The 21,287-nt window shown below is 52.2% G+C and carries 20 protein-coding genes and 3 pseudogenes; 9 read left to right on the top strand and 14 right to left on the bottom strand.

Features of this window, described 5'->3' with window-relative positions:
• Positions 1 to 649: pseudogene (locus WFO64_RS14855) on the top strand (site-specific integrase); the annotation flags it as partial.
• Between the two features lie 24 nt (positions 650 to 673).
• Here the strand turns inward: WFO64_RS14855 and WFO64_RS14850 are convergent.
• Together WFO64_RS14850 and WFO64_RS14845 are read right to left on the bottom strand one after the other, a co-directional pair.
• Complete coding sequence (locus WFO64_RS14850) at positions 674 to 1,711, bottom strand: hypothetical protein (protein WP_337012865.1); 1,038 nt, start codon at positions 1,709 to 1,711, stop codon at positions 674 to 676.
• Between the two features lie 104 nt (positions 1,712 to 1,815).
• Positions 1,816 to 2,664, bottom strand: coding sequence for an ATP-binding protein (locus WFO64_RS14845; RefSeq protein WP_337012864.1), 849 nt, complete (start codon positions 2,662 to 2,664; stop codon positions 1,816 to 1,818).
• Positions 2,665 to 2,760: 96 nt separating this feature from the next.
• On the opposite strand from WFO64_RS14845, the pseudogene WFO64_RS14840 reads away from it, so the two are divergent.
• Together WFO64_RS14840 and ttcA are read left to right on the top strand one after the other, a co-directional pair.
• Positions 2,761 to 2,940: pseudogene (locus WFO64_RS14840) on the top strand (tyrosine-type recombinase/integrase); the annotation flags it as partial.
• A 56-nt stretch (positions 2,941 to 2,996) separates the two neighbouring features.
• Positions 2,997 to 3,932, top strand: coding sequence for a tRNA 2-thiocytidine(32) synthetase TtcA (ttcA, locus tag WFO64_RS14835; RefSeq protein ID WP_337012863.1), 936 nt, complete (start codon positions 2,997 to 2,999; stop codon positions 3,930 to 3,932).
• A gap of 501 nt (positions 3,933 to 4,433) precedes the next feature.
• On the opposite strand, the gene zntB is transcribed toward ttcA, so the two are convergent.
• Both zntB and WFO64_RS14825 read right to left on the bottom strand, forming a co-directional pair.
• Positions 4,434 to 5,417, bottom strand: coding sequence for a zinc transporter ZntB (gene zntB / locus WFO64_RS14830; protein ID WP_337012862.1), 984 nt, complete (start codon positions 5,415 to 5,417; stop codon positions 4,434 to 4,436).
• A gap of 117 nt (positions 5,418 to 5,534) precedes the next feature.
• Entirely contained in the window at positions 5,535 to 7,154 is a 1,620-nt protein-coding gene (locus tag WFO64_RS14825) for a peptide ABC transporter substrate-binding protein (RefSeq protein WP_337012861.1), read from the bottom strand.
• A 152-nt stretch (positions 7,155 to 7,306) separates the two neighbouring features.
• Between WFO64_RS14825 and mpaA the strand changes: the two genes are divergently transcribed.
• Entirely contained in the window at positions 7,307 to 8,014 is a 708-nt protein-coding gene (mpaA, locus tag WFO64_RS14820; protein WP_337012860.1) for a murein tripeptide amidase MpaA, read from the top strand.
• Here mpaA and ycjG read toward each other — a convergent pair.
• Positions 7,989 to 8,972: an L-Ala-D/L-Glu epimerase gene (ycjG, locus tag WFO64_RS14815; protein ID WP_337012859.1), complete on the bottom strand. Its 984-nt coding sequence runs from the start codon at positions 8,970 to 8,972 to the stop codon at positions 7,989 to 7,991. The genes mpaA and ycjG overlap by 26 nt on opposite strands.
• Before the next feature lie 146 nt (positions 8,973 to 9,118).
• On the opposite strand from ycjG, the gene tpx reads away from it, so the two are divergent.
• A complete protein-coding gene (gene tpx / locus WFO64_RS14810; RefSeq protein ID WP_337012858.1) occupies positions 9,119 to 9,625 on the top strand; it encodes a thiol peroxidase in 507 nt (168 codons plus the stop codon).
• Positions 9,626 to 9,898: 273 nt separating this feature from the next.
• On the opposite strand, the gene tyrR is transcribed toward tpx, so the two are convergent.
• On the bottom strand, positions 9,899 to 11,464 hold the full coding sequence (tyrR, locus tag WFO64_RS14805) for a transcriptional regulator TyrR (protein WP_337012857.1): 1,566 nt from the start codon (positions 11,462 to 11,464) through the stop codon (positions 9,899 to 9,901).
• 230 nt (positions 11,465 to 11,694) lie between these two features.
• Here tyrR and WFO64_RS14800 point away from each other — a divergent pair, with 230 nt between their 5' ends.
• The 3 genes from WFO64_RS14800 to WFO64_RS14790 are packed head-to-tail and all read left to right on the top strand — an operon-like array spanning position 11,695 to position 14,469.
• Entirely contained in the window at positions 11,695 to 12,051 is a 357-nt protein-coding gene (locus WFO64_RS14800) for a GtrA family protein (RefSeq protein ID WP_337012856.1), read from the top strand.
• Entirely contained in the window at positions 12,051 to 13,001 is a 951-nt protein-coding gene (locus tag WFO64_RS14795; RefSeq protein ID WP_337012855.1) for a glycosyltransferase family 2 protein, read from the top strand. The genes WFO64_RS14800 and WFO64_RS14795 overlap by 1 nt, the downstream gene beginning before the upstream one ends.
• 49 nt (positions 13,002 to 13,050) lie before the next feature.
• The gene (locus tag WFO64_RS14790; protein WP_337012854.1) at positions 13,051 to 14,469 is read left to right on the top strand and encodes a hypothetical protein; all 1,419 of its coding nucleotides are present in this window, start codon (positions 13,051 to 13,053) and stop codon (positions 14,467 to 14,469) included.
• Positions 14,470 to 14,514: 45 nt separating this feature from the next.
• Here WFO64_RS14790 and WFO64_RS14785 read toward each other — a convergent pair whose 3' ends face one another.
• From WFO64_RS14785 to pspA, 6 genes are read right to left on the bottom strand one after another with little or no spacing between them, the layout of a single operon-like run.
• The gene (locus WFO64_RS14785; RefSeq protein WP_337012853.1) at positions 14,515 to 15,576 is read right to left on the bottom strand and encodes a YcjF family protein; all 1,062 of its coding nucleotides are present in this window, start codon (positions 15,574 to 15,576) and stop codon (positions 14,515 to 14,517) included.
• Positions 15,573 to 16,970, bottom strand: a complete 1,398-nt coding sequence (locus WFO64_RS14780) for a YcjX family protein (RefSeq protein ID WP_337012852.1) — start codon at positions 16,968 to 16,970, stop codon at positions 15,573 to 15,575. The genes WFO64_RS14785 and WFO64_RS14780 overlap by 4 nt, the downstream gene beginning before the upstream one ends.
• Positions 16,951 to 17,199 (bottom strand): phage shock protein PspD, encoded by a 249-nt coding sequence (gene pspD, locus WFO64_RS14775; protein ID WP_337012851.1) that lies wholly within the window; start codon positions 17,197 to 17,199, stop codon positions 16,951 to 16,953. Before pspD ends, WFO64_RS14780 begins: the two co-directional genes overlap by 20 nt.
• 55 nt (positions 17,200 to 17,254) lie before the next feature.
• Positions 17,255 to 17,602 (bottom strand): envelope stress response membrane protein PspC, encoded by a 348-nt coding sequence (gene pspC, locus WFO64_RS14770; protein WP_337012850.1) that lies wholly within the window; start codon positions 17,600 to 17,602, stop codon positions 17,255 to 17,257.
• Positions 17,599 to 17,826 (bottom strand): envelope stress response membrane protein PspB, encoded by a 228-nt coding sequence (gene pspB / locus WFO64_RS14765; RefSeq protein WP_010244592.1) that lies wholly within the window; start codon positions 17,824 to 17,826, stop codon positions 17,599 to 17,601. The genes pspC and pspB overlap by 4 nt, the downstream gene beginning before the upstream one ends.
• 35 nt (positions 17,827 to 17,861) lie before the next feature.
• Positions 17,862 to 18,527: a phage shock protein PspA gene (pspA, locus tag WFO64_RS14760; RefSeq protein ID WP_337012849.1), complete on the bottom strand. Its 666-nt coding sequence runs from the start codon at positions 18,525 to 18,527 to the stop codon at positions 17,862 to 17,864.
• A 164-nt stretch (positions 18,528 to 18,691) separates the two neighbouring features.
• Here pspA and pspF point away from each other — a divergent pair, with 164 nt between their 5' ends.
• Positions 18,692 to 19,693, top strand: coding sequence for a phage shock protein operon transcriptional activator (gene pspF / locus WFO64_RS14755; protein WP_337012848.1), 1,002 nt, complete (start codon positions 18,692 to 18,694; stop codon positions 19,691 to 19,693).
• A 94-nt stretch (positions 19,694 to 19,787) separates the two neighbouring features.
• On the opposite strand, the pseudogene WFO64_RS14750 reads toward pspF, so the two are convergent.
• Positions 19,788 to 20,791: pseudogene (locus tag WFO64_RS14750) on the bottom strand (MFS transporter).
• Between the two features lie 179 nt (positions 20,792 to 20,970).
• The gene (locus WFO64_RS14745) at positions 20,971 to 21,123 is read right to left on the bottom strand and encodes a hypothetical protein (protein WP_337012847.1); all 153 of its coding nucleotides are present in this window, start codon (positions 21,121 to 21,123) and stop codon (positions 20,971 to 20,973) included.
• Positions 21,124 to 21,287: the final 164 nt, after the last annotated feature.

Raw genomic sequence — 21,287 nt, 5'->3', positions numbered from 1 at the left:
ATCTGGTGTTCGGTGAATCGGGCTTTGCGCATGGTGATCTCCTCCGGGGACATAGTCAGTATGTCGGAAGATCTCTAAATGTGAATGGTCCGCTATATAGGGATGCTTACAAAATCGCGGCGCTGGCCTGGGAGGATGTTGATCTGCAGAACGGCATTGTGCATGTGCGCCGCAATCTGACCGCGCTCAAAATGTTCGGCCCACCAAAGACAAGAGCCGGTGATCGCACCGTTAAACTCCTGCAGCCCGCGCTTGATGCGTTGAAGGCTCAGCGAATGATCACCGAGCTACAGCCGCGCACTACGATAATTTTTCATCACAGAGAGTATGGATCGACTGAGAAGCAGAAGGTTAGGTTCGTTTTCGTGCCCAGACCGCAAAAGGGTGTGCAGAAACCTTTCTATTCCCTTTCGTCCATTGGTGCGCGCTGGAATGCCGCTATAAAACGTGCTGGCATTCGCCGCCGTAATCCGTACCATACGCGGCATACTTTTGCCTGCTGGTTGTTATCGGCTGGTGCGAACCCCTCTTTTATAGCTAATCAGATGGGGCATGAAAACGCGCAGATGGTTTTGAAATCTACGCGACATGGATTGAAGAGTTGAATGGCGAGCAAATTGATATGCTAAATAACAGGTTAGCTATTTAGACCCAATAGTTAGGGGCATTTCCCCTATACTTTTGCAGCGGGTTTGATAGCAGGCTTTGGGATATACTCTTTATGCGTCCTTTCCAAATATCCATATGCAGTTTCTCTGCTTGCCTCATATTTTAGTTGCTTTTTGAAGAAGCTTAATCTTGCTCTAGCAGCATTAATAACTTCTGCCCACGTCATCACCCATACTTCAACATTTATATCGGCATCATCCATTACCTTTCCTTTTTCACGCCCCCTTTGATTAGTCTTACGCGCAGCAAACTGGTCCATCGAATTTGAGACAGCTATAAATGTCCATTTTGATTTCGCATGGTCAAATCGCTCATCCGCACTAACAGCCATGGCATATTTTTCAACCTGTGAAATCACATCCATATCAACCTTTTGTGAGGGTCTTTTTAATTCTATAACTAAATATTCTGTATAACCTTCACTGGGTTGTCTGGATTTAGCAAACATTAGATCGACCCTGCCCCTCTTACCGCCAGGAAGGAGAACAGGTTCTAAAACCCCGTATTCTGTCGTCTCAGCTTCTCTTTTACCTAAATGCTTGATATGCTTCTGCAAGACTTCCTCTAACCAATCTTCACTTCCGGCCAATAAAAAGTCTTCTCTAAATATCCATGTTTCCTTTTCAAGAATTTTATGTAACTGATCTCGCTCTAAAAAAGTTCTTTTAGTTTCAATGTCATGTACACAATTGTCTAGAGCATTTAAGAAATTCAACCGATCAGTGACTATTTTAGAAGCACTAATAATTGAAGAAAGAGTTGTTCTTTCAAGCAATTCAGCCAGATCGTCTTGCTCTTTTTTCTTCAACTCTAGAACTTCAGTTATTATTTTCTGGACTGATGCTGGATTTTCTTTTATAGCTTGGGAAAGGAGTTTAAAAGTAAACTTTTTGGTGGTTTTATCAGCGGAGTTGAAATTTTTTAAATAGCTCTGAACATTCACCGCCAGAATGTCAAAAACTTGTCTTTCAATAACATCAGCAGGCTGCAGGTGTGTGTTTTCATCATAGGGATATATTTGCTCTTTTTTCCACTCATCCACAACTTGTGATCTATCATGCAATGCGCGCTCAAGGAAATGCTCTTTGGCTACTTCTATTGCTGCATCTTTTATTTTTTTAATCTCAGGAACTAAATCACTTAGACTTAATTCATTTGAAGCTGCCTTTTCACGGAAATAACCGCATTTGACATATAGTCGTATCCTGGGGCTCGGATAATGGGCCCTACCTTTTCTTTGAAAAGAGAAAACCCATTTTCATCACAATAATGTATTTCTCGTTGCACCTTTTGATTCCATTCAATTATCGAAATAGAGGCATTAAAGCGCACACCATCTTCTCGGCCAACTTCACCAATTTCGTAATCGCTTTTATCTGACCAGGCATCATTAGCATTAACTATTTCAGAATTAAAAGAAAGCTTTCTTGCTGGATATTCGATAAGGAACAATGCAAATTCTTTAGTGAGTGCAGGGATAATATCTTCGCTTTGCAATTCCTTCGCTGATTCCGATAAGTTGGTTATTTCGACAATTGTTCCAGTCAGTCTTTCATCACATTCATGATGATCCCCAATGATAAAATCACCGATACGATTTGCATCGGTGGTAATCGTGTAGGTGAAAAAACTTCCGCTTCGCTCATACACCGTTTCCCAACGTACATTTGCACCTAATGATAGAGACTTGAATCGACCTTGACCGAACTGACCATGTAGCGATCTATCTCCATTAAGCCGAGCCTGCTTCTTCCAAGACTCACCAAGATTACCAAAGACATCATTCACTTGTTGAAATGGGATGCCTGAGCCCGAGTCCTTGATTTGAATACAAGAAATACTGCCGAGAAGAGGCTCAAGCTGAGTGACAACCTCTACATTTACAGATTTTGCATCGAATCCATTCCATATCAATTCGGATAAGGCGACGATTGGCTTAGCATTAGCAATCGAAGCCAAATGATCGCTACCAGCTCTGACGGTAATTTTAGACATATGTTAATCCCTTAAAATGTTATCCAAGACTATGCCATATGGTTACATCTTAGAGAATATTTTGATGGGAATAATTGCTCTGGATCTAGCATTCCCACGCACAATCCGTACCATACGCGGCATGCTTTTGCCTGCTGGTTGTTGTCGGCGGGTGCGAACCCCTCTTTTATAGCGAATCAGATGGGGCATGAAAACGCGCAGAGGGTCTATGAGATCTATGCCACCTGGATTGAAGAGATGAACGGCGAGCAGGTCGATATGCTCAACGTTAAGCTGCCAATCTACATTTTTTGCCCCTTGTATGCCCCTTTTGATTTTAGAGACAGTGAAAAATGCAAGATAATCAAACGGTTGACAAGAAAGAACAGTACAACCTTAATAAACTGCAAAAACGTCTGCGTCGTAACGTCGGCGAAGCCATTGCAGATTTTAATATGATTGAAGACGGCGACCGCATCATGGTCTGCCTGTCGGGCGGCAAGGACAGCTATACTATGCTGGAAATTTTGCGCAGTCTGCAAAAAAGCGCGCCGGTCAACTTCAGCCTGATTGCCGTAAACCTCGACCAGAAACAGCCGGGCTTCCCCGAGCATATCCTGCCGGAATATCTTGACTCGCAGGGCGTTGAGTACCGGATTATCGAAGAAGATACCTACTCTATCGTCAAAGATAAGGTGCCAGAAGGCAAAACCACCTGCTCTCTTTGCTCACGCTTGCGCCGTGGCATTCTTTATCGCGTCGCGTCTGAGTTGGGCTGCACTAAAATTGCGCTGGGCCACCATCGCGATGACATCCTGCAAACCCTGTTCCTGAACATGTTTTACGGCGGGAAACTGAAAGGAATGCCGCCAAAGCTGATGAGCGACGATGGCAAGCAGATTGTGATCCGTCCGCTGGCTTACTGCCGCGAGAAGGATATCATCCGCTTCTCAGAAGCGCGTCAGTTCCCGATTATCCCATGCAACCTCTGCGGTTCTCAGCCGAACCTGCAGCGTCAGGTGGTGGCCGATATGCTGCGTGACTGGGATAAACGCTATCCTGGCCGTATCGAAACCATGTTCAGCGCGATGCAGAATGTGGTGCCATCGCACCTGGCAGATGTCAAGCTATTCGATTTTAAAGGCATCAAACATGGCGATGCGGTAGTAGATGGCGGCGATCTCGCCTTTGACCGTGAATCCCTGCCGCTGCAACCTGTAGGCTGGCGGGCTGATGAAGAGGATGCACCGGATCTCAGCGCGCGTCTGGATGTGCTTCAGATTAAATAAGCACCGGAAAAGGTTAAGGGCGTGCTGCTTACAGCACGCCCTTTTTTTATATGTTGCGGTGTGGCGGTGGATCCATTATCGGCGGAAATTCCGGATCTGTCGGCGGATCAGGTTGAGGTTGCGGCTGGGGAATCGGCTCAGGAATCGGAAGCGGATCCGTAGGGATCGGCTCGCTATTAAGAATCGCGCTCATGCCGTACTCCTTTTCTTGCGAATGGACTTTAAGCTTAGGTAAGGAACGACGTTAAAGCCAGGCGGACAAAAAAAAGCCGGCACACTGGCCGGCATGTTTCGAATTAAATGTGCTATGCAATAATTCTAAATATGGAAGTAAGACAATATGGAGCGCAACGCCCATCGCTTGACGTTGCATTCACCTGCGGGGGAGAGTTTGCGTCAGCTGTGACATTGGCTTCTTGATGTCGATCAGCTTTTTTCCCCTTTAATGAATCTTCCGAGCAAATAACCCAAACGCTGCGCATAAAGCTGTCAGGTGGTAAGCTAGAGCCAGCGCCGTTTACGCAGGTAGCCCGCCACCCCCACCGCCAGTGCCACCAGCAGCAAACAGAAGATAGCGAAACCGTATCGCCATTCGCCCCCCGGAATGCCGCCCAGGTTGACCCCGAACAGCCCGGTCAGAAACGTGGCTGGCAGAAAAATCATCGCCATAAGGGACATGGTATAGGTGCGGCGGTTCATCGATTCCGCCATCACTGAGGTGACTTCATCGGCCAGAATCGCGGTACGCGCCACACCCGCATCAAGATCATCCAGCCCACGGCCCAGTCGATCGGCGATTTCCTGCATCCTGCGTCGTTCACTGTCATCCATCCAGGCCAGTTTTTCACTGGCCAGTCGGGCATAAACATCACGCTGCGGGGCCATATAACGACGCATTACAATCAGCTGTTTGCGTAGCAGGCCCAGCTCACCACGCGCTGGCATCCGCTGGTCAAGCAGCGCATCTTCCAGCTCAATGATTTTGTCATGTAACTCCTCGATAAATTCGCTGGTGTGATCGGTCAGGGCATCACAGACATCGACCAGCCAGCTGCCGCAGTCAATCGGGCCGTTGCCCTTTTGCAAATCCGTGAGCACTTCATCGATGGCAGAGACTTTACGCCGCCGGGTCGAGACGATGAGCTTATCGTTGATGAAAACCCGCATCACTACCAGCTGGTCGCGGCGCGCATCGCTATTGTGGTTGACGCTGCGCAGCACGATCATGAAACCGTCACCCAGCCTGCTGACGCGTGGGCGCATGCTGTCGCCCGCTAAAGCATCACGCACGGCATCGGGGATTTGTTGCGTCGACTGCAGCCATTCCGCGCTCTCACGATGGGTATAATTCAGATGCAGCCAGCAGGGCTGCTCACACTGGATCACCTCATCCTCTGCAATAGGGATCATTCCACCCTTGCCATCCAGCTGGCAGGAAATTATGGCATCTGAAACCTGTAATGCTTTTCCTTCAATTACGTCCACACCGTCGCCTCACTACTAAAATCAATACGATACAGTCTAGCGTGACGGCGTTGAGTTGCAATCTCCGGGCTGTGTAGAAAGTTGTCTGGAGGTAGCCGGTTAACCGGCCACCTGCGCTCAATGTTTTTCAATCCACAGTTCGCGGCTGTAGGCGACATCTTCAGGGTTGGTGATGGGGTAGCCTTTGACCCAGGGTTTAATCAGGCGACCATTGGTGTACTGATAGATGGGAGCGATAGGTGCCTGTTCAGCCAGGATCTGCTCGGCACGGTTGTAATCGCTGTTACGCGCCTGATCGCTGGTCTCGCGGCTTGCTGTGGCGATAACCGCGTCATAATCCGCGTTGCTGAAGCGTGCGATGTTGCTGCTGTTGCCTGACGTCAGCAGATTCAGAAAGGTGGAGGGCTCATTGTAGTCACCGACCCACGAGGCGCGGATCACATCGAAGTTTCCGCTATTACGGCTGTCGATGTAGGTTTTCCACTCCTGATTTTCCAGCGTGACATCCACACCGAGATTTTTTTTCCACATTGAGGCAACGGCAATCGCAATTTTCTGATGGCTCTCGGAGGTGTTGTAGAGCAGTTTGAGTTTCAGCGGCTTACCGGAACCATAGCCGGCCGAAGTCAGCAGCGCTTTGGCCTGCGCGTTCAGGCTATTCTGATCGTGCTGTTGTAAGAATGAAGGCAGCGGCTTAAAGCCCGCAGTCACATCGGGGGTGAAATGCCACGCCGGTTTTTCCCCGGTTCCCAACACTTTTTCCGCAATGATCTTCCGGTCAATAGACCATGAGAGCGCTTTGCGAACCCGCACGTCGGCAGTCGGCCCCTTCTGCGTGTTAAACGCGTAGTAATAGGTGCCTAACTGGTCAGGCGTGTAAACCTCTCCCGGCAGGGTTTTCTTCAGCAGCCCATACATCTCTTTGGGGAACGATTCGGTGATATCAATATCGTTGGATCGATAACGTTTGGTGGCGCTCGACTCTTCATTAATTGGCACAAAGGTTACTTTGGTCAGCACCGAATGCGCATCATCCCAGTAGTGGATATTGCGTGTCAGTACGATTTTTTCATTCACCACCCGCTCGCTAAGCTGATAGGCCCCGTTGCCCACCAATTTGCCGGGTGCCGTCCAGCTGTCGCCCTGTTGCGCAATAATTTTCTGTGGCACCGGAAACAGCGCGACGTTGGCAACCAGCGCCGGGAACCAGGGCACCGGACGATCCAGCGTCACTTTCAGGCGGCTGTTGTCTTGCGCCACCACACCCAGCTTGTCTGGCGTTATTTCGCCTTTAGTTATTGCTGCCGCATTTTCAATACCACTTAAGCCCGCGAACCAGGCAAAGGCTGAACTGTTTTTCGGATCGACCAGCCGCTGCCAGCTGTAGACAAAATCCTGCGCGGTGACCCGATCACCGTTCGACCAGCGAGCGTTATTACGCAGAGTGAAGACCCAGGTTTTGTTATCGCTGCTGCTCCAGCTCTGCGCCACGCCCGGCACGATTTTGCCCTGCGCATCCTGATTGGTCAGTCCTTCAAACAGATCGCGAATAACCTGAATTTCTGGCAGCCCTACCGCTTTAAGCGGATCGAGCGAAGCGGGTTCATCTTTAATATGACGAACAATCTGCTGCTGTTCAGCCAGCTGCGCGCCAGCGGGTGGATTCGCCGAGATGGCGGGTGTGATAACGCTGCTCAGGCTGATTGCTGCCAGCGTCATGCGAAAGGTCTTAACCATTATCACTCCTTTACCCCAAAGAAGCGCTGTACCAGTCTGATGCCGATGCAGCTTGTGCAGGGCACTTTAACGCAAATGGCTGACGGATAAATAGCTATTTTCCGCACACCGCTTTTCCGCTACTTTTAGTAAAACCCTGTGAGGAAATAACTATGTCGCCACTACATCCACGTCCCCTGCGCGGCAAACTGGACGCTCCGTATCAGCAGTATGGCCGCTCAGTACTGGGTGCGCCGCTGCTGTGGTTTCCAGCGTCGCTGGGCGACACCGAAAGCGGGCTGATCCTGGCTGGCACCCACGGCGATGAGAATGCGGCCATCGCCACCCTCTCCGCTGCATTACGGACGCTGCCTGATGGAATGCGGCACCACCACGTGGTGTTAGCGGTCAATCCTGATGGCTGTCAGCTCGGACTGCGCGCGAACGCAAACGGCGTCGATCTCAACCGCAACTTCCCGGCGGCGAACTGGCTGTCAGGCGAGACGGTTTATCGCTGGAATAGCGCTGCCGATGCGCGCGATGTCGCGCTCTCTACCGGCACTCATCCGGCTTCTGAACCGGAAACCCAGGCGCTCTGTGCGTTGATTCATCAGCTGAAACCGCGCTGGATTGTCTCATGGCATGAACCGCTAGGGTGTATTGACGACCCGCATCAGGTGGAGATTGGTGGCTGGCTGGCCAGCCATACCGGCCTTCCCCGTGTCAGCAGTGTAGGTTATGACACGCCAGGCTCATTCGGCAGCTGGTGTAACGATCTCAGTCTGCCCTGCGTGACCGCTGAAATGCCGGTAATTTCAGTGGATGAAGCCACCGAATCTTACCTTGAGATGATGGTTAATCTGCTGCGCTGGCAGCAATGATCAGTTGACCGTTGCGCACTTTGATCGCCGGTTCTGCATCCACCGCCAGCCAGGTCGGTCCGTCGAGATCGGCAAAGCGGGTCTGGGGGACAAGCGGCAGCGCGGCGCGTATCGCCCTGGAGGTGCAGAGCATGCAGCCGAGCATCACCGCCAGGCCCTGCTGCTGAGCCGCTTCAGCTAGCGCCAGCGCCTCGGTCAGCCCGCCCGCTTTATCCAGCTTGATATTGACCATCTCATAACGGCCACGCAGTGACGCCAGGCTGTCACGGGTATGACAGCTCTCATCGGCGCAAATCGGCAATGGATGGACAAAGTTCTCCAGCGCCGCATCTTCACCCGCGGGCAGTGGTTGTTCCAGCATCGCCACATTGATGTCTGCCAGCAATAGACAGCGTGCCGCCAGGCCTTCAGCGTGCCAGGACTCATTCGCATCCACTATCAGGGTCGCCTCCGGCACTGCGGCGCGTATCGCTATCAGACGCTCAGTAATGAAATTATTATCCAGCTTAATCTTAAGTAGTGTTGCGCCATGCTGCCACAGCGCCAGTGCACTGCTGGCCATCGCCTCGGGAGTATCAATACTGACGGTCTGTGCGGTTACCACATCCGGCGGTGCGCTCACGCCACTGAGTTGCCAGAGGCTGCTCTGCTGCTGGTTTGCGGCGAGATCCCACAGAGCACTGTCAATGGCGTTGCGCGCAGCCCCGGCGGGCAGCGCCTGCTGTAACGCCTCGCGCGTCATGCCCTGTTGCAACGCAGGCAGTAGCGTGGCGATTTGCGCCAGCACCGACCTCTCGCTTTCACCGTAGCGCGCATAGGGCGTCGCTTCACCTATGCCTTTAACTCCCGCTTCCTCAATTTCAACCACCACCACTTTGACTTCGGTTCGGGTTCCACGGGCAATCACAAACGGCGTATGCAACGGCCAGGCTTCGGGATAACTTTTTACCGTTCTCATTTCCACTCCACAATGTGTGACGCAGTGGCAGACCGCCACGTTAAATTCAACAATTGAACTCGTAAACCCTTAACATTTATGTCATAAACAACGGCTATCTTTAGCCGATTTGTGTCAGATCTTTTTTATCATCAAAAGGAATCACTATGTCTCAGACTGTTCATTTTCAGGGTAACGCGGTACCGGTTGCTGGTCAGTTTCCTCAGGCTGGCGATAAAGCCAAAGCTTTCACGCTGGTAGCAAAAAACCTGGTTAACGTAGCGCTCTCTGAGTATGCAGGAAAACGCAAAATTCTGAACATTTTCCCGAGTGTTGATACCGGTGTCTGTGCTTCATCGGTGCGCAAGTTCAATCAGGCCGCGAGCGAGCTGAATAACGTTGTGGTGTTATGCATCTCTGCTGATCTGCCGTTTGCCCAGTCGCGCTTCTGTGGCGCAGAAAACCTAAGCAACGTGGTGACGCTATCGACGCTGCGCGGTTCAGAATTTAAATATGATTATGGCGTGGAAATTGCCGATGGAGCGCTGGAAGGGCTGACTGCACGAGCGGTGATTGTGCTTGATGAGAACGATAAGGTGATCTACAGCCAGCTGGTGGATGAAATCACCACTGAACCTGATTATGACACCGCGCTGGCCGCGCTGAAGTCATAATAAAAAGCGGATATACCGGATTATCCGCCGACATTGCAGACAGTTTCTGGCTCCATTAGCGGTGAGACCGAGCCTGCACAGAAAACAGGGCCAGATTGGGAAAACGCAAAAGCCAATCCATGACCGCTCGGCCCGCCCCGTCCAAGGCGCGGGACGCTTTCCTCCTCTGCCCCTGTTCCCTGCGCGTTAGGGAAATTTAATGCTGCCAGACTCGCCCTGAGTCGGTTGTAAGCAATTGAGCGGATAATCCGCATCTCACCGTCTGTTTGCTGCTTATTCGCTGTCGGTACGCTTCTGCCCCAAACCATACTCACGCAGTTTATTGGCAATTGCGGTGTGCGACACGCCAAGCCGTTTTGCCAGTTTTCGGGTGCTGGGATAGGAAAGATAGAGCCGCGTCAGAATCGAACGTTCGAAACGGCTGGTGATTTGATCCAGCGTCCCTTCCATTGCCTCATCGCCCAGTGACGTATCCAGCGCCTGCTCGGGCAACACGATATCCTGCGGACGCAGTTCATATCCTTCCAGCTGAGTTAACGCGCGATAAACTGCATTTTTTAGCTGACGTACATTGCCTGGCCAGGCATAGCGGGTCAGAAAAGCATTGAGCTGTGGCGAAAGTCGCGGCCGCGCCATCCCCTGCTCATCCGCGAAGCGGGCAACAAACATTTCGGTCAGCGGCAGAATGTCCTGCGGACGATCGCGCAGAGGCGGCAGTTGCAGCGTCAGCACATTGAGCCGGTAAAAAAGATCTTCACGGAACTCCCCGCGCTGCACCAACTCGATCAGGTTCTTCTGCGTAGCGCAGATCACCCGTACATTAACATGCACTTCATGCTCTTCGCCGACGCGGCGGAAGGTACCATCATTGAGAAAACGCAGCAGCTTGGTCTGCATTCTCGGTGACATCTCACCGATTTCATCCAGTAATACAGAACCACCGTTAGCCTGCTCAAAAAAGCCTTTCTTACCTTCCAGCGCATTAGGATAGGCGCCGGCTGCATGACCGAACAGTTCGCTTTCAGCGACATCGTCAGGCAGAGAGGCGCAGTTCAACGCCAGGAATGGATTTTTCCCGCGAGCGCTGCGCAGATGACAGGCGCGTGCCAGCATATCTTTTCCTGTGCCGGTGTCGCCCACAATCAGTAATGGCGCATCGAGCATCGCCAGTTTGCGCGCCTGATCAACCACCTGACGCATCTTTGGTGTGACGGCAATAATATGGTCAAACTCCGATTCGTCGGTGACCACCAGATTCTGTAACTGACGCCCCATGCGAGCAGTAGACTTCAGCATCACCATTGCCCCTACCGGCCGATCGCTCTGGCCCTCTTCGCCTGGCAGGTAGATAGGACGCGCTTCCATCAGGAAATCGCGGCCCTCAATGACGACGTGATGCGCCTGCGCTTCAACCCGATCGCTTTCCAGCCAGCGCATGAAGTTAAAACCGTTGATCAGGTTTCCGGCACTAAAGTTGCGCATCTTCTCTTCATCGAGATTAAACAGGTTCTGGGCGGCCGGATTTGCCAGTTCAACCTTACTTTTCAGATCGATCGAGAAAACCGGATCCGGCATCGCCACCAACAGCGCGCTCAGCGCGCGATGTTCCCGCTCAGAAGGCATGTACGTAACCGTGCGCACATCTGTCACGCCCGGTGTACGTCGGATTTCCGCCATCAGATTACTAAAGGCGTCGAATTCCAGTGCAGAAAAGTTCAGGTAGATGCGGCCCAGCGCCGTAATTTCGATACCCCGTAAATCAATGTTACGTGCCACCAGCAGATCGAGCAGTTCACGCGTCAGACCGATACGGTCCTGACAGAACACTTCCAGACGCATTGCGTTCGCCTTAATCAGGTTCAGATAAGTTAATAATACGCTATGTGGCGCAGCAGCAGAAAGGTGTCTGTCAGGAAAAGTTGACAGTGTCGGCGCGTATGGCGGACTTTTGTACTGCCCTTCTGGTCTCTGTTTATAGCCGCTGATTGTCAGTCTTTGTCAGCACCAGACTGTTGATTGCTGTCTGATTGCTGTATATTTTTTCCCAACTGATTTGAAATGATTATAAAATGCTGACTTTCTTTGCAAAATATCTGTCTGTGGGTCTGATAAATACGCTGATCCATTGGGTGACTTTTTTTATCTGCCTCCGTATGGGTTTGTTCCAGTCTACTGCTAACCTGATCGCTTTTTGCCTGGCCGTCACCTTCTCTTTTTTTATTAATGCGCGCTGGACCTTTAAGCAGCAGGCCACGACCTGGCGATATATTCTCTACGTAGTTTTTATGGGCGCGATGGCATTCAGCGTTGGTTATCTGGCTGATCGAATCGGCCTCTATCCAATTATTACACTGATCGTCTCATCCGCTATCAGCCTGGTGTGCGGCTTTCTTTTTTCCCGCTTTGTCATATTCAAAGGAGAATAATGAAAATCTCATTGGTGGTACCGGTATTTAATGAAGAGGACGTCATTCCTCTTTTTTATCACGCGGTCAGAGACTATGACGTGCTGGCAGCCTGGCAGGTTGAAATCGTTTTTATCGATGATGGCAGTACAGACGCAACGCATACGCTGATTACCCAACTGAGCCAGCGCGATCCACTGGTGCGCAGCCTCTCTTTTATTCGTAATTTCGGTAAAGAACCGGCGCTATTTGCCGGACTGGAAGCCGCAACCGGCGATGCCGTTATCCCGATAGATGTAGATTTGCAGGACCCCATCACGATTATTCCTGAGATGATCAGCAAGTGGCAGGCGGGTGCTGATATCGTGTTAGCTAAGCGCATTGACAGACGTGCCGATGGTCACCTTAAACGTAAAAGCGCCCGCTGGTTTTACAAACTGCATAACAGCATCAGCCATCCGCAGATTGAAGAAAACGTCGGTGATTTCCGGCTGATGTCGCGTGAGGTGGTTGAGAACATTAAACTGCTGCCCGAGAAAAATCTCTTTATGAAGGGGATTCTGAGCTGGGTCGGCGGAAAGACGGACATCGTGGAATATGTGCGCACTGAGCGGATTGCAGGCCACAGCAAATTCGGCGGATGGAAGCTGTGGAATCTTGCGCTGGAGGGACTGACCTCATTCTCAACGGTTCCTCTGCGCATCTGGTCATATCTGGGATTTCTGGTGGCCTCGCTGGCTTTTCTCTATGGACTCTGGATGATCCTGGATAAGCTGCTGTTTGGTAACCCAGTGCCAGGCTATCCCTCTATCCTGGTTTCCGTGCTGTTCCTCGGTGGCGTTCAGCTTATTGGCATTGGTGTGTTAGGTGAATATATCGGGCGCATTTACATGGAAACCAAAAACCGGCCTCGCTATATTTTGCGAAAATCCACCGCGGCAAAAACAGAACCGCCTCAGGACTCTGATTGAACAGCCCTTTCAGGAGCTGAGAAGATGGACAGATTACAAAGGATGACAGATGCTCGCCACAAATAATGGCCTGACCCGCCGGAAGGTTTTTTTGCTTTTTGCGATAGTTTTTTTGATTGCCTACAGCCCCGCGTATTTAACGCATTATGCCTATACCGATGACTGGACGAACCTCTACTGGGCCAACGTTGATAAGCTCAGTATTTTAAACTGGGACACGTTATCCGGCAGACCGGTATATGGCATTATTCAGTACAGCGCCTCTTTCCTGGTGGAGAGCGTAGCACGCCTGGCGCTGCTGCGTTCTGTCGCAATTGTTCTGCTCATCTTTACCGGATACTACATTTATGCGCTATGTCAGAAAGAAGCGCTGATGGAGAACCAGGCTCAGCGAATCACCTTTGCGTTATTGCTTTGTCTGCTGCCTTCATTTCAGGTTTATGTTGCATGGGCATCCTGTTTTCCCTATATCGCTGCAATTCTACTGGCGGGTGCCAGCTACCGCTTCTCGATAAAACCGGGCATCACAGGTCGCATTATCGCGTTTTGCCTGCTGACCATTGCCTTCTGTCTTTATCAACCTGCCGCGATGAGCTTTACCTTCTTTGCCGCACTGGATTTGTGCCTTTCAGAGCGGAAAATCGATAAGAAGCGCGCGGTAATCTCTCTGATGGTGCTGGGCGCAGGAATGTTCGCAGCGCTCGTTGCCTCGAAAGTACTGCCCGTCCAGCTTTATGGCCATTCGCTGCCGCGTTCCGCGTTCAGCTACGACGTCCCGGTTAAACTGAAATGGTTTTTCAGCGAATACCTTAAGAACGTTATCTGCAACTTTGACCTCGGCGCAAAAACAGTGTCGGTGATCATCTCATCGATCATTATTGGCTTTGGGCTTAAGAAAATTAAAGCGGCTGGCAACGACAAATTTTATCTGATGTTTGTCTTACTGTTGATCGCCGCACTGCCTAATCTGATTGTCAGTGAGAGCATGGCGGCTTACCGTACGCTAATTGCCGGTGCGCTGATCACCACCAGCGCGTTCATCCTCGGCCTGTTTGAAATCAGCAAAAAATTAAAATGGAAAAATCAATTTTATGCGCTGCTGGTGATCGCGGCCGCCTCGCTGGCGATAACGCATCTGATCAACGGCTACTCAGTTCCGGCTCGCATGGAATTTGCCCTGCTCGACCAGGCGATTACCCAGCAGGTACCGAAAAATTTCAATGGCGCGCTCTATTATCGCCTGACGGGTGAGTACTTACCGAAGGTCGCAACATTACGAAAATATGATGATTTCGGTGGGCTGGGCTTGAGCATGTCCTGGACGTTTGCCGGGATGGCGCATTTTGTCAGGGAGAAAAATGGCATGGCCTATACGCTGCCAGAGAATCCTGTCATCACTGATGAAGCGGCGTGTCCGGGTGAATGTCTGACTATCGATTCGCGGCAGGTGCTGCGCCCGTCACAGTAATCAGGATAAAGGCGGCAATACCGCCTTTATCCTGTCACGAGGGGGTCAGGCTGACTTATTACCGCCCTTCTGCAGTGCCTCTTTCATCTGCCCCAGCAGTTCGCGGCGGAAATCGCCGAGCCGGGGCTTATCCTGCTCCATCCATGGCAGTGGACGACACAGCTCCATCGCTTTGATGCCCAGTCTTGCGGTCAGCAAACCTGCGCCTATACCCTGCGCGGCACGCGTTGAAAGGCGCGCGGCGATATCCTGTGACATCCAGTCCATACCGACTTCCCGCACCAGTTCCGATGCACCGGCAAAGGCCATATTGAGCAACACCAGGCGGAACAGCCGGATGCGGCTGAAGTAACCCAACTCAATGCCATATATCGCCGCGATGCGATTGACCAGCCGCAGATTACGCCAGGCGATAAACCCCATATCCACCAGCGCCAGCGGGCTGACCGCAATCATCAGCGTGGCTTCCGCAGCATGACGGCTGATTTCGCGCCGCGCCTGCCGATCCAGCACCGGCTGCACCAGCTGCGCATATAAGCGTACGATTTCGCTGTCATTGTGGGTTTCGTGCAGTGAGGCATGCCAGCGCTGCAGGGCAGGATGCGCCTGATCCAGTTCCGCCTGCTGCGCCAGCTTTTCGCAGAACGTCCGGCCTCTGCCGATGCCATGACTGTGCAATAGCTCACGGCCCACATCCCGCTCTTCAGCGCGCTGACGCAGCTGATAGAGACGACGCCACTCGGTAGTCAGGGCGCCCAAGCCCGCCAGTACGATCAGGCCGCCTGCCACTCCGCTTCCCAGTGAAAACCAGTCGCGGGCCAGCCAGGCGTCATGTGTCCACTGGATACCCTGCGCAATCACGCTGACGCCAAACAGCAGCGCACCTGCGGTGACCAGTTTGCGCCACAGACTGCGCTTGGGTTTCAGCGCAGCTTCCACCGCCCGCTCACCTGCGCCCTCCTCTTCGACAGCGACGTCTTCATCCTGCACCGCCAGAAAGGCAGCCTGCGCTTGCGCTTCAAAGGTCTGCGCCGGGCGTAGCGGCGTGGCGCTGCTCTCATCCAGCGGATGGGCAAAATCGATACGCGGCTTCAGCGAATCACTCATCGCAATTTATCTCCCAATAAAAATTCCAGCGCGGCATCCATGCGGATATGCGGTAGCGGGCGATCGACATCGAGCGGCTGCGGCCGGAACTGTTCAAACTGAAAACCCTGCTGCTGCCAGAAGGCATGACCAGGCAGGCGCGGCGGAACCTCGCCAGGATAGACAGTGAGTGGCTCGCCGTCCGCCAGTCGATGGCCGCGCAGGGCCGGGATCTTCTCGCCACGATGATCGACCAGCCCGCTCTGCGTCGCCTGTACCGAAGCCAGCCCGATACAATCCATGCTAATCCCCTCAAACGCCGCGTTCTGCCAGGCATCCTGAACCAGCTGCTGCAACAGTGACACCATATTGCCGTGCTGATCGCTGGTGATGTGATCCGCCTTAGTGGCAGCAAACAGCAATTTGTCGATCACCGGTGAAAAGAGCCGACGAAACAGGGTTCGCTGACCGTAATGAAAACTCTGCATCAGCTGCGTCAGTGCCAGCCGCATATCATTAAACGCCTGGGGTCCGCTGTTAAGCGGTTGCAGGCAGTCAACCAGCACAATCTGGCGATCAAAACGCAGGAAGTGATTTTTATAGAAGCCTTTCACTACATGCTGGCAGTAATAGTTAAACCGCTGCTGCAGCATACTGAAGTTACTGCCCTTATCCGCCTGCGCCAGCTTAGTCAGTTGCGCTTCATCAGAGGTCGGCCAGGGAAAGAACTGCAGCGCGGGCGCGCCTGCCATATCGCCAGGCAGGACGAAGCGGCCAGGCTGAATAAAGTGTAAACCTTCCGATTTACAGCGATGCAGATAGTCGGTCCAGGCGGCGGCAATCTCAGCCAACTGGGTTTCATCGGCGGGTGCAAGCGGGTCGAGTTTTTCACAGAGGTTACACCAGGGCTTAGCCCACTCAGCACGATCGCCCTGCAGCAGTCCGTTCATCTGCCGGGACCAGGCGAGGTAATCCTGCGCCAGCATCGGTAAATCCAGCAGCCATTCGCCGGGATAGTCGACAATCTCCAGATAGAGTGTCGCTGTCTCTTTCAGGTGGCGCAGTAGCGAATCATTGGGACGGTAACGCAGCGCCAGACGCATTTCGCTGACGCCACGAGTGGGTGTGGGCCAGCAAGGGGGCGTGCTGTAGAGCTGTGCCAGGCCTTCATCATAGGTAAAACGGGCCGAGCCCATGTCGCGCTGTGGCACTCGCTTTACGCCTAAAAGGCGCTCATCCCGTACCACGGAAAACAGCGGCAAACGCGCGCCGCTGTGAACGGTTAAAAGCTGATTAACCAGTGAGGTGATGAAGGCGGTTTTACCGCTGCGGCTGAGTCCGGTTACAGCTAAACGCAGGTGGCGATCAACGCCACGGTTCATTAATGCCATCAATTCAGTTTGCAGTCTTTTCATCGTTCTCCCTGATGAAGCGCGATGCCACGCGGTTCATCACGCGTTTCAGCAATGGCTCAAGCGCCACAGCCAGCAGCAGACGTATCGGGCGTCGCGCTACCGATTTCACCGCCCAGCCAGTGACACCGGCGGGACCGTAGGTAACAGCATTGATAATGATAAATTTAGCCGCCGACTTCAATGCAGGTGCCGCGCGGTGACGAAAAGCAGTGGATCGCGAAAAAGACATTAACACCTCCATTGAGTGAGAGAACGGGCCTGACACAGGCCCGGCAGTCGCCTAATCAAATCTGGCGGAAGCGGCTGCGCACGCTGAAGGTTTCAGACGTCACATAGCGTTCCAGGTCACGCACGCTGCGCTCATCCCGTTGCAGTGTGCTCTCCAGCTGGTCCAGCAGTTCACTGGCGCTGGGCTGCCGCTCAGTCTGGGAGGCAGAGGCAGGTTTCACATCCAGAACGAAACCCAGCACAAAGTAGGCGACCACCGTAAAGAGAAACAGTCCAAAGAACATCGATAGCACGACGATAACCCGCAACAGACGAACCGGAATGTCGAAATACTCCGCCAGACCAGCGCAAACCCCCATAAATTTCCCTTCGTCAGGCTTGCGCCACAATTTGCCTTTAATCATGGCTGTCTCCAGTTTGGATGTTCGGCGTCCAGAATCGCTTCCAGCGCGTCAATACGTTCGCGCATCCGCTGCGCGTCCTGAGTCACGCGCTGCAGGCGCTGGATTTCGCTTTGCGACAGTTCCGAACCGCCGTTGCGTTTGTTGTTGTAATGCAGCCATAACCAGATCGGTGCGACAAACAGCACGAAGATTGTTAATGGTATGGCGAAGAAAAGTGCGCTCATTGACTCTCCTTAATCACTTATCGCAACATCATTGATTACTCACTGCGGTTCATTTTGGCTTTCAGCGCATTAAGCTGCTGGCTGATTTCATCGTCCGCTTTCAGGTCGGTAAATTGCTGGTCCAGGGTTTTTGGTTTACCAAAACCGTGGCTTTCCGCTTCCGCTTCCATGTGGTCGATACGACGTTCAAAAGACTCAAACCGTGCCATCGCTTCGTCGATTTTACCGCTATCAAGCTGACGACGAACATCGCGTGATGAAGAGGCCGCCTGATGGCGCAGGGTTAATGCCTGCTGACGGGCACGTGTCTCGCTCAGTTTTTTCTCCAGCTCGCTGATTTCGCCTTTCATGCGCTCCAGCGTATCCTCAACCTGACCCACTTCCTGTTTCAGAGAGGCGATGAGATCGGTGAGTTTCTGTTTTTCAATCAGCGCGGAACGCGCCAGATCATCTTTATCCTTGCGCAGCGCCAGCTCCGCTTTTTCCTGCCATTCCGCCTGCTGGATCTCCGCCTGCTCAATACGACGTGACAGCTGTTTCTTTTCTGCCAGCGCCCGCGCAGAGGTGGAACGCACTTCAACTAAGGTGTCTTCCATTTCCTGAATCATCAGCCGGACTAATTTCTGCGGATCTTCCGCACGCTCAAGCAGGGAATTGATGTTGGCATTAACGATGTCGGCGAAACGAGAAAAAATACCCATAATGATGTTCCTCTTCTAATGTTTTAAAACGTGATGCCCTGCCTCACTAATACAAAATGCATGCCAGCTTTATATCTATTTGATTTTTATATAATTAGAAATTTTACAGCACTTCGTACTTGTTTTAAGATAGTCAAAATGATTAAGGGGTGGTGAAATTCATCATGGCAGGCACAAACGATAATCTTCTGGGTGAGTCGAACAATTTTCTTGAGGTACTGGAGCAGGTCTCCAAACTGGCACCGCTGGAAAAACCGGTACTGGTAATTGGTGAACGCGGAACGGGTAAAGAGCTAATCGCCAGCCGACTGCACTATCTCTCTGACCGCTGGCAGGGGCCATTTATTTCGCTGAACTGCGCCGCGCTGAATGAAAATTTGCTCGATTCTGAACTGTTTGGTCATGAGGCGGGCGCCTTTACCGGCGCGCAGAAGCGCCATCTGGGGCGTTTTGAGCGTGCTGACGGCGGCACGCTGTTCCTGGATGAACTGGCGACAGCACCGATGCTGGTGCAGGAAAAACTGCTCAGGGTGATTGAATATGGACAGCTGGAGCGGGTCGGCGGCAATCATTCCCTGCAGGTGGATGTGCGACTGGTCTGCGCCACCAATGAAGATTTGCCCGCACTCGCGGCAGCGGGGAAATTCCGCGCCGATCTGCTGGACCGTCTGGCTTTTGATGTAGTGCAGTTACCGCCACTGCGTGAACGACGCAGCGATATTCTGGTGATGGCTGACCATTTCGCTATCCAGATGTGCCGCGAGCTTGGCCTTTTACTGTTTCCCGGCTTTACGCCCCGGGCGCAGGAGGCTCTGCTCGATTATCACTGGCCCGGCAACGTTCGTGAGCTTAAAAACGTGGTGGAGCGCTCGGTATATCGTCATAACAGCAGCGAACAGCCGCTGGATAACGTCATTATTAACCCATTCGCTTCCCGCCCTGGACCGGTTTCGGTTAGCCGGGCCAGTCAGGAGGCGGATAGCAGCGTGCTGCCTGCTTTGCCGCTGGACCTGCGTCAGTGGCAGAATCAGCAGGAACGGGATCTGGTGGAAGCCAGCCTGCAACAGGCACGTTATAACCAGCGCCGTGCGGCTGGCTTATTAGGCGTCACCTATCATCAGTTGCGCGCAATGATGAAAAAGCACGATATCAAAGCAGAGAGTTAATTAACGCCACCACGACCCATGATTCTTTTTCTCTGCCTTGTGAATAACAACCCGGTATAAACCGGGCTGTTATTCACGTTAAGCCGCCTATCCATTATGTGTTGTGCGTCTTAGCCCCCATTTTTTAGGTTGCCTGATGGCAGGCACCAGACTGACGCCAGCCGTAACTATCACCACGGCCAGCGCTGCCATCAGCAAAACATGGCTCATGCCATATTGTGATGCCAGCCGCCCCGCGACCAGTTGTCCAAAGGGGATGGCAATAAAGGAACCCATTGCATCGTAAGCGTACACGCGAGCCAGTTTATCCGGTGGGATGTAAGTCTGTAGTGAGTGGGCCCATATTACGCCGAACAGGCCCAATGTAACGCCTGCAATAAAGAACCCCATGATGAGCCATGCTGCTGAAGCATTCTGGCTCAGCATAAACAGCGGTAGTGCGTAAAAACCTGCCAGCAGAGCGCCAATAAAGAGGTCACGACGTGGATGCCATTTCATGGCCAGAAATGAACCTGCAATCAAACCTGCGCTATGGGCAGCTACAATCATCCCCCATTGCGCACGCCCGAATGAGGCATCCGCCATCATCGGACCCCGTACCACCACGATGCCGTTGAAGGCGACGTTGATCATGGCGAACTGAAGGACTATCGACCAAATTCAGCTTTGTCCGGCAAATTCTGCCCAGCCTTCTTTGATATCGCGCAGGATAGTGCCTTGCGAAGCCGCGGCTTTATTCGATTTCACACGAATCAGGAAATAAAGCGGCGCAGAAACGGTAAAACCCAGGGCATCAATTGCCAGTCCCCAGCCCGGCACGACAGCGCCGATGATCATTCCCCCCAGCGACGCCCTCATCACCGTACCGCCATAAATCCCCAGCTGAATGAAAGCATTCGCCTGCCGCAGGTGCGTTGCAGGAACGACCTGCGGAACCACTCTCCCTAAATCAGAGGCAGAACCGTCAATATCCAGTACCGCAAAGGCCAGCGCAATGGGGGCAATTCCGTTGCCCAGCACGGTGAACAGACGCCTCAAAAACAGATAACGAAAGGATACATGCTGAAAAGCCTGAGCGCTTTTTTGAAATTTTTTCATTGCCAGGAATTGGGTGAGCAGAAGTTGGGCTTATAGTCACTGCGTTTCTGTAAACCTTAAGTCCGGATTTATTCAGGTCCTGCTTAAATAGATGGGAGGTCAGCAAAGATAACATCGGGTTTGCTCTCTTTTCCGTCCCGGTTTTTTCACGCTGCACTGTTTTAGAAGCGCCTGCGCTTTCAGAGGTGATCCATCCTCTTCAGATGTAGTGCTGCAGTCAAAAATAAAAAAAAGCCCGCCAACAGGCGGGCAACGATACTGGAAGCAATGTGAGCAATGTCGTGCTCTTCTTCGGTAGAGCCACCGTCGAAGTGCAAATAAATAATAATCATTCTTATTATCATCTGTAAAGTCCCAAGTGAGAATTTTTCTCATTACCCCACCTTCTGTGCGTTTTTTTACCGTCGCTATGATGGAAATCAGGCTGGCAGCGGTTGCAGGTTTTGGGACAATGCCCGCTTTGCGATACACTCTGTTTAATGCCTCAAAATCGTTG

Source organism: Pantoea sp. AS142 (assembly GCF_037152305.1).
Classification (GTDB): domain Bacteria; phylum Pseudomonadota; class Gammaproteobacteria; order Enterobacterales; family Enterobacteriaceae; genus Pantoea.
This window is presented reverse-complemented; position numbering and strand designations above follow the sequence as displayed.

Coding starts and splice junctions, on each gene's coding strand:
- pspA (WP_337012849.1), bottom strand. CDS start 18,527: ATGGGTATTTTTTCTCGTTTCGCCGACATCGTTAATGCCAACATCAAT.
- WFO64_RS14785 (WP_337012853.1), bottom strand. CDS start 15,576: ATGAGTGATTCGCTGAAGCCGCGTATCGATTTTGCCCATCCGCTGGAT.
- tyrR (WP_337012857.1), bottom strand. CDS start 11,464: ATGCGTCTGGAAGTGTTCTGTCAGGACCGTATCGGTCTGACGCGTGAA.
- pspF (WP_337012848.1), top strand. CDS start 18,692: ATGGCAGGCACAAACGATAATCTTCTGGGTGAGTCGAACAATTTTCTT.
- WFO64_RS14825 (WP_337012861.1), bottom strand. CDS start 7,154: ATGGTTAAGACCTTTCGCATGACGCTGGCAGCAATCAGCCTGAGCAGC.
- pspC (WP_337012850.1), bottom strand. CDS start 17,602: ATGATTAAAGGCAAATTGTGGCGCAAGCCTGACGAAGGGAAATTTATG.
- pspB (WP_010244592.1), bottom strand. CDS start 17,826: ATGAGCGCACTTTTCTTCGCCATACCATTAACAATCTTCGTGCTGTTT.
- WFO64_RS14795 (WP_337012855.1), top strand. CDS start 12,051: ATGAAAATCTCATTGGTGGTACCGGTATTTAATGAAGAGGACGTCATT.
- WFO64_RS14845 (WP_337012864.1), bottom strand. CDS start 2,664: ATGTCTAAAATTACCGTCAGAGCTGGTAGCGATCATTTGGCTTCGATT.
- ttcA (WP_337012863.1), top strand. CDS start 2,997: ATGCAAGATAATCAAACGGTTGACAAGAAAGAACAGTACAACCTTAAT.
- WFO64_RS14800 (WP_337012856.1), top strand. CDS start 11,695: ATGCTGACTTTCTTTGCAAAATATCTGTCTGTGGGTCTGATAAATACG.
- tpx (WP_337012858.1), top strand. CDS start 9,119: ATGTCTCAGACTGTTCATTTTCAGGGTAACGCGGTACCGGTTGCTGGT.
- ycjG (WP_337012859.1), bottom strand. CDS start 8,972: ATGAGAACGGTAAAAAGTTATCCCGAAGCCTGGCCGTTGCATACGCCG.
- pspD (WP_337012851.1), bottom strand. CDS start 17,199: ATGTCTTTTTCGCGATCCACTGCTTTTCGTCACCGCGCGGCACCTGCA.
- mpaA (WP_337012860.1), top strand. CDS start 7,307: ATGTCGCCACTACATCCACGTCCCCTGCGCGGCAAACTGGACGCTCCG.
- WFO64_RS14780 (WP_337012852.1), bottom strand. CDS start 16,970: ATGAAAAGACTGCAAACTGAATTGATGGCATTAATGAACCGTGGCGTT.
- WFO64_RS14745 (WP_337012847.1), bottom strand. CDS start 21,123: ATGATTATTATTTATTTGCACTTCGACGGTGGCTCTACCGAAGAAGAG.
- WFO64_RS14790 (WP_337012854.1), top strand. CDS start 13,051: ATGCTCGCCACAAATAATGGCCTGACCCGCCGGAAGGTTTTTTTGCTT.